This window comes from Burkholderia sp. Ap-955, from assembly GCF_011753045.1.
In the GTDB taxonomy this organism is placed as follows: domain Bacteria; phylum Pseudomonadota; class Gammaproteobacteria; order Burkholderiales; family Burkholderiaceae; genus Burkholderia; species Burkholderia lata_D.
In genome coordinates this window covers 26,984-33,900 of record NZ_VWWH01000082.1, presented here as the reverse complement: position 1 = coordinate 33,900, position 6,917 = coordinate 26,984, and the positions used below count along the sequence as shown (strand labels likewise).

At 66.6% G+C, this 6,917-nt stretch carries 6 protein-coding genes; all 6 read left to right on the top strand.

Annotation, left to right across the window (positions count from 1 at the left end; all coding sequences use genetic code 11):
- On the top strand, nucleotides 1-1,347 hold a 1,347-nt coding region (locus tag F3J15_RS29785), incomplete at its 5' end, for an ammonium transporter (protein ID WP_166895701.1).
- Nucleotides 1,348-1,590: 243 nt separating this feature from the next.
- Nucleotides 1,591-2,880 carry a glutamate--cysteine ligase gene (gene gshA / locus F3J15_RS29780; protein WP_011353295.1) on the top strand — a complete coding sequence of 430 codons (1,290 nt, stop codon included), beginning with the start codon at nucleotides 1,591-1,593 and terminating at the stop codon, nucleotides 2,878-2,880.
- Between the two features lie 26 nt (nucleotides 2,881-2,906).
- Nucleotides 2,907-3,863 (top strand): glutathione synthase, encoded by a 957-nt coding sequence (gene gshB, locus F3J15_RS29775; RefSeq protein WP_166895700.1) that lies wholly within the window; start codon nucleotides 2,907-2,909, stop codon nucleotides 3,861-3,863.
- Nucleotides 3,864-4,094: 231 nt separating this feature from the next.
- Nucleotides 4,095-4,571, top strand: a complete 477-nt coding sequence (locus F3J15_RS29770) for a PTS fructose transporter subunit IIA (RefSeq protein WP_069248940.1) — start codon at nucleotides 4,095-4,097, stop codon at nucleotides 4,569-4,571.
- Between the two features lie 93 nt (nucleotides 4,572-4,664).
- Complete coding sequence (locus F3J15_RS29765; protein WP_069248939.1) at nucleotides 4,665-4,934, top strand: HPr family phosphocarrier protein; 270 nt, start codon at nucleotides 4,665-4,667, stop codon at nucleotides 4,932-4,934.
- Between the two features lie 201 nt (nucleotides 4,935-5,135).
- The gene (gene ptsP, locus F3J15_RS29760; RefSeq protein WP_069249373.1) at nucleotides 5,136-6,908 is read left to right on the top strand and encodes a phosphoenolpyruvate--protein phosphotransferase; all 1,773 of its coding nucleotides are present in this window, start codon (nucleotides 5,136-5,138) and stop codon (nucleotides 6,906-6,908) included.
- The last annotated feature ends 9 nt before the right edge of the window (nucleotides 6,909-6,917 follow it).

The following is a 6,917-nucleotide window of genomic DNA, read 5'->3' as shown; positions in this document are numbered from 1 at the left end:
ACCGACGCATCCGCCACGGCCGCTGCCGCCGCACCGGCCTCGGGCGCCACCGATGCCTCGGCCGCCGCTGCCGCTTCGGCTCCGGCCGCACCGGCCGCGCCGACCGCCCCGTTCTCGGTCGATTCGTCGAAGATCAGTGCGGGCGACACCGCGTGGATGCTGACCTCCACCGCGCTCGTGCTGTTCATGACGATCCCCGGCCTCGCGCTGTTCTATGCGGGCATGGTCCGCAAGAAGAACGTGCTCGCGACCGTGATGCAGAGCTTCGCGATCACCGCCGTGATCACGGTGCTGTGGACGGTGGTCGGCTACAGCCTCGCGTTCACGCCGGGCAACGGCTTCATCGGCGGCCTGTCGCGCGTGTTCCTGCATGGCATGAACTACATCAAGGGCGACAAGGCGACCACGCTGACCGTCAGCCACCTCGCGACGACGATTCCGGAATCGGTCTACTTCGTCTACCAGATGACGTTCGCGATCATCACGCCTGCGCTGATCTGCGGCGCGTTCGCCGACCGGATGAAGTTCTCGGCGATGCTCGTGTTCATGACGCTCTGGTCGCTGATCGTCTATGTGCCGATCGCGCACATGGTGTGGGAGCCGACCGGCTGGCTGTCGGCCGACGGCGTGCTCGACTTCGCGGGCGGCACGGTGGTTCACATCAACGCCGGTATCGCGGGCCTCGTGTCATGCCTGGTGCTCGGCAAGCGGATCGGCTTCGGCCGTGAATCGATGGCGCCGCACAACCTCGTGCTGACGATGATCGGCGGCTCGATGCTGTGGGTCGGCTGGTTCGGTTTCAACGCGGGCTCGGCGGTCGCGGCCGACGGCCGTGCCGGCTTCGCGATGCTGACGACGCAAGTCGCGACGGCGTGCGCGGCGCTCGGCTGGATGTTCGCCGAGTGGATCGCCAAGGGCAAGCCGTCGGTGCTCGGCATCGTGTCGGGCGCGGTCGCGGGTCTCGTGGCGATCACGCCGGCCGCCGGCTTCGTCGGCGTGGCGGGCGCGCTCGTGATCGGTATCGCGGCGGGCGTGATCTGCTTCTGGTCGGCAACGTGGCTCAAGTCGAAGCTCGGCTACGACGATTCGCTCGACGCGTTCGGCGTGCACGGCATTGGCGGGATTCTCGGCGCGCTGCTGACGGGTGTGTTCGCGGTCAAGGACATCGGCGGCGCCGACGGCAGCCTGCTGCTGCAGGCCAAGGGCGTGCTGATCACGCTGGTCTACAGCGGCGTGCTGAGCTTCGTGCTGCTGAAGCTGATCGACCTGACGATCGGCCTGCGCGTGACCGAGGAGGAAGAGCGCGAAGGTCTCGACGTGATCCTGCACGGCGAGCACGTGGAATAAGTCACACGAATCAACGGCGGGCCGCCGCGACGACGGCGCCCGCTCCGAATGAGCGCAGCGACTTCGGCCCGCCCACCCGGCGGGCTTTTTTTCTCCTGCCACCCACTGCCGTAGCGGATAACCCTTCACTCTATCGGGTCAATAGCCGAAAACTTCCTCCATATCCTTGTGAAGCCGGGAACAATCCCCAAATGGGCAGGGCAATTGCTCTACAATCTTCATTCTCCCGCTCGCGAGTGATTCATGGTTCCCCACCTCGTTACCGCGTTGAACGGTCCGCTGCTCGAACTCGAGCAGAAGATCCTCGACGCGACGCCTGCGATCGAACGCTGGTTCAGGCTCGAATGGCAGGAACACACCCCGCCGTTCTATTGTTCGGTTGACCTGCGCAACGCCGGCTTCAAGCTGGCGCCCGTCGACGCGAACCTGTTTCCCGGCGCATTCAACAATCTGCCGTCCGAAGTGCTGCCGCTCGCCGTGCAGGCCGCGATGGCCGCGATCGAGAAGATCTGCCCGGACGCGAAGAACCTGCTCGTGATTCCCGAGCTGCCGACCCGCAACGCGTTCTACCTCGAAAACGTCGCACGCCTCGCAACGATCATGCGCCAGGCCGGCCTGAACGTGCGCTTCGGCTCGCTCGACCCGAGCATCACCGACATGACGCCGATCACGCTGGCCGACGGCCAGAAGATCGTGCTCGAACCGCTCGAGCGTTCGCAGCGCCGCCTCGGCCTGAAGAATTTCGATCCGTGCTCGATCCTGCTGAACAACGACCTGTCGGCCGGCATCCCGGCCGTGCTGGAAAACCTGCACGAGCAGTACCTGCTGCCGCCGCTGCATGCGGGCTGGGCCGTGCGCCGCAAGTCGACGCACTTCTCATGCTACGACGACGTCGCGAAGAAGTTCGCGAAGATGGTCGGCGTCGATCCGTGGATGGTGAATCCGTATTTCGCGCACGTGGAAGGTGTCGACTGGCAGGCGCATGAAGGCGAGCAGGCGCTCGCCGATGCGATCGACGGCGTGCTGAAGAAGATCGCGCGCAAGTACCGCGAATACGGGATCAGCGAGAAGCCGTACGTGGTCGTGAAGGCCGATGCCGGCACGGCGGGGCGCGGCGTGATGACCGTGCACGACGCGGCCGAGATCGGCCGCATGTCGAAGGCCGAGCGCGCGCAGATGGCCGAGTCGAAGGCCGGCCTCGCGGTGCGCGACGTAATCGTTCAGGAAGGCGTGTATACGTTCGAGCGCGTCGGCGACGAAGTCGCGGAGCCCGTCGTGTACATGATCGACCGCTACGTGGTCGGCGGCTTCTACCGCACGCACGCGGGCCGCGAGCGCGACCAGAACCTGAACGCGCCCGGCATGCACTACGTGCCGCTCGGCTTCGAGCATACCGCGCTGCCGGATGCGGGCGCGAAGCCGGGCGCCGCGCCGCCGAACCGTTTCTACATGTACGGCGTCGTCGCGCGGCTGTCGCTGATCGCGTCGTCGATCGAACTGGAAAAGACCGACCCCGAAGCCATCCAGGTGTAACGGACCTTCGCCAAGTACAGGACCTCATGGACATTCTCTTTATCGCCGACCCGCTCGAGCGCTTCAAGATCTACAAGGATTCGACCTACGCGATGATGGCGGAGGCGGCGCGGCGCGGGCATGCGGTGTACGCGTGCGAGCCGAACCACCTCGCGTGGACGGGTTCGGCCGTCGAGGCCGACGTGCGTCGCATCACGTTCGTCGGCGACCCGGACGACCTGCATCGCGAGACGTGGTACGAGGCCGGGCCGGTCGACGCGCGCCGCCTCGAATCGTTCGGCGCGGTGCTGATGCGCAAGGATCCGCCGTTCGACATGGAATACGTGACGTCGACCTGGCTGCTGGAGCTGGCCGAGCGCGCCGGCGCGCGCGTGTTAAACAAGGCGCAGTCGATCCGCGACCATTCGGAGAAGCTCGCGATCGGCGAGTTTCCGCAGTTCGTCGCACCGACGCTCGTCACGCGCGACGCGAAACGGCTGCGCGCATTCCACGCCGAGCACGGCGACGTGATCCTGAAGCCGCTCGACGGGATGGGCGGGATGGGCGTGTTCCGCGTGAAGCCGGACGGCATGAACCTCGGTTCGATCATCGAGATGCTGAGCCATGACGGCACGCGTTCGGTGATGGCGCAGAAATTCATCCCCGAGATCAAGGCCGGCGACAAGCGCATCCTGCTGATCGGTGGCGAGCCGGTGCCGTTTTCGCTCGCCCGGATTCCGCAGGGCAGCGAGGTGCGCGGCAATCTCGCGGCGGGCGGGCTCGGCGTTGCGCAGCCGCTGACCGCGCGCGATCGCGAGATCGCCGACACGCTCGGGCCGGTGCTCGCGGCGCGCGGGCTGCTGCTGGTCGGCCTCGATGCGATCGGCGACTGGCTGACCGAGGTGAACGTCACGAGTCCGACGTGTTTCCGCGAGATCATGGAGCAGACGGGCTTCGACGTCGCCGCGATGTTCATCGACGCGCTGGAGCGTGCGGCCGCGTAGGCCGCTTTCCCGCACAACCCCGGCGGCGGCCGCGCAGGTCCCCCGTCGCCGGAGCAGTTCGACCGGCCTGCTACAATGCCCGCTTGCCCGGTGCCGCGCTCGCGCACCCGAGGCCCGGCGGTCGGGCCGAAACTGTTGCAAGGCTGAACATGGAACGTTTCCCACACTCGCTACGCTCATTGCCCCGCCGCGGGGTGTTGGCCCGCCAGGGGCGGCCGGGAGCGATCTGACATGGCCGGGATCCTGATCATCGCGCACGCCCCGCTCGCCACTGCGCTGCGGGACTGCATCGCGCACATCTATGGCGGCGTGCCCGCCCGCATCGGCTGTATCGACGTGATGGCGGACAGCGATCCGACCCAGGTGATGGCGTTCGCCCACGCGGAACTCGCGCGGCTCAGGGAAGAGAACGGCGTGGTCGTGCTGACCGACATGTACGGCGCGACGCCCGCGAACATCGCCGGCCAGCTCGCCAAGCTCGACAACGTGCGCGTGCTCGCGGGCGTGAACCTGCCGATGCTCGTGCGGGCCGTCTGCTACCGCACCGTGCCGCTCGACAAGCTGGTCGACAAGGCGCTGTCCGGCGGCGCGAAGGGCGTCCACGAGGTGTCGTCCGGTACGCCGCCGCCGCCGACGGAAACCGGCTGCGGCCAGTGCGCGCCGATTCCGCCCGAACCGCAGCCGCGCACGCCGAGCGAATCGCACTGAGCGAGCGCACCGAGTACCCGTTACCCGTTTTCCGTTTTAGACCGCACCGCCGACGCGCGCCGCCGGCGGTCCCGACCGACCCGACCGAGAATCATGCTTCAACAAGAAACCACCATCGTCAACAAATTGGGGCTCCATGCGCGCGCATCGGCCAAGCTTACGCAACTGGCCGGCAACTTCCAGTCGGAAGTATGGATGACGCGCAACGGGCGCAAGATCAATGCGAAGAGCATCATGGGCGTGATGATGCTGGCGGCCGGCATCGGCAGTACGGTGATGATCGAGACCGACGGGGCCGACGAGAAGGAAGCGATGGACGCGCTGCTGAAGCTGATCGCCGACAAGTTCGGCGAAGGCCAGTGATTCTCACGCGGGATCGTTGCCGTTTCCAGTCAGAATGCCGCGGATTCCGCGGCATTTTTTTCGTCGGAAGCATTGATGCGGAATGCGCAATGCTGCGGTGCATGCAGCCAGCGGGGAGTCGCGGAATTTATAATCGCTAACCGGGGTCATAAGCGCATCGCAGCAGTGTGCCGCGGCTTTACTTGTACAGAGGAGGTGCGCGTGTCCTTCACGCTGCATGGCATTCCCGTCTCACGTGGTATCGCGATCGGGCGAGCGTATCTGATCGCGCCGGCGGCGCTCGACGTCGCCCATTACCTGGTCGAGGCAAACCAGATCGATGCGGAGGTCGAGCGCTTCCGCACCGCGCTCGAGGTCGTGCATCACGAACTCGAAGCGCTGCGCGCCGACCTGACCGACGACACGCCGAGCGAAGTCGGCGCATTCATCGACGTCCACGCGATGATCCTGAGCGACGAGATGCTCGTGCAGGAAACCATCGACCTGATCCGCACGCGCCGCTACAACGTCGAGTGGGCGTTGACCGAGCAGCTCGAGCTGCTCACGCGCCACTTCGACGATATCGAGGACGAATACCTGCGCGAGCGCAAGGCCGACATCGAGCAGGTGGTCGAGCGCGTGCTGAAGGCGCTCGCCGGCGCACCGTCGGCTTCGCAGGCACTGGACCGCGCGGCCAAGAACGGCACGAACGAGATGATCGTCGTCGCGCACGACATCGCGCCGGCCGACATGATGCAGTTCAAGTCGCAGTCGTTCCAGGCGTTCGTCACCGACCTCGGCGGGCGCACGTCGCACACGGCGATCGTCGCGCGCAGCCTCGGCATTCCGGCCGCGGTCGGCGTGCAGCATGCGAGCGCGCTGATCCGCCAGGACGACCTGATCATCGTCGACGGCGACCAGGGCATCGTGATCGTCGATCCCGCGCCGATCGTCCTCGAGGAGTATTCGTACCGGCAGTCCGAGAAGCTGCTGGAGCAACGCAAGCTGCAGCGTCTGAAGTTCTCGCCGACGCAAACGTTGTGCGGCACCAAGATCGAGCTGTACGCGAACATCGAGCTGCCCGACGACGCGAAGGCGGCCGTCGAGGCCGGCGCGGTCGGCGTCGGGCTGTTCCGTTCCGAGTTCCTGTTCATGCATCAGAAGGAGATGCCGGAAGAGGAGGAGCAGTTCGCCGCGTACAAGCGGGCTGTCGAGTGGATGAAGGGCATGCCGGTGACGATCCGCACGATCGACGTCGGCGCGGACAAGCCGCTCGAGGCGCTCGACGAAGGCTACGAGACGGCGCCGAACCCCGCGCTCGGCCTGCGCGCGATCCGCTGGAGCCTGTCCGAGCCGCAGATGTTCCTCACGCAGTTGCGCGCGATCCTGCGCGCGTCCGCGTTCGGCCAGGTGAAGATCCTGATCCCGATGCTCGCGCACGCGCAGGAGATCGACCAGACGCTCGACCTGATCCGCGAGGCGAAGCGCCAGCTCGACGACGCGGGGCTCGCGTACGACCCGAACGTGCGCATCGGCGCGATGATCGAGATTCCGGCCGCGGCGATCGCGCTGCCGCTGTTCCTGAAGCGGTTCGATTTCCTGTCGATCGGCACGAACGACCTGATCCAGTACACGCTCGCGATCGACCGCGCGGACAACGCGGTCGCGCACCTGTACGACCCGCTGCATCCGGCCGTGCTGCACCTGATCAGCTATACGTTGCGCGAAGCGAAGCGCGCGGGTGTGTCCGTGTCGGTGTGCGGGGAAATGGCCGGGGACCCGGCGCTCACGCGCCTGTTGCTCGGGATGGGGCTCACCGAGTTCTCGATGCATCCGAGCCAGTTGCTCGTCGTGAAGCAGGAGATCCTGCGTGCGCACCTGAAGGCGCTCGAAAAGCCGACGGCCGACGTGCTCGCCGCATTCGAGCCGGAGGAAGTGCAGGCCGCGCTGCAGCGTCTGTCGGTTGCGGAGCCGCGTGCGGATGCGGCTGCCTGACGCACGCGC

Excerpts from the sequence above, each read along its gene's own strand:
- gshB (WP_166895700.1), top strand. The coding sequence starts at position 2,907 with ATGGACATTCTCTTTATCGCCGACCCGCTCGAGCGCTTCAAGATCTAC.
- gshA (WP_011353295.1), top strand. The coding sequence starts at position 1,591 with ATGGTTCCCCACCTCGTTACCGCGTTGAACGGTCCGCTGCTCGAACTC.
- F3J15_RS29765 (WP_069248939.1), top strand. The coding sequence starts at position 4,665 with ATGCTTCAACAAGAAACCACCATCGTCAACAAATTGGGGCTCCATGCG.
- F3J15_RS29770 (WP_069248940.1), top strand. The coding sequence starts at position 4,095 with ATGGCCGGGATCCTGATCATCGCGCACGCCCCGCTCGCCACTGCGCTG.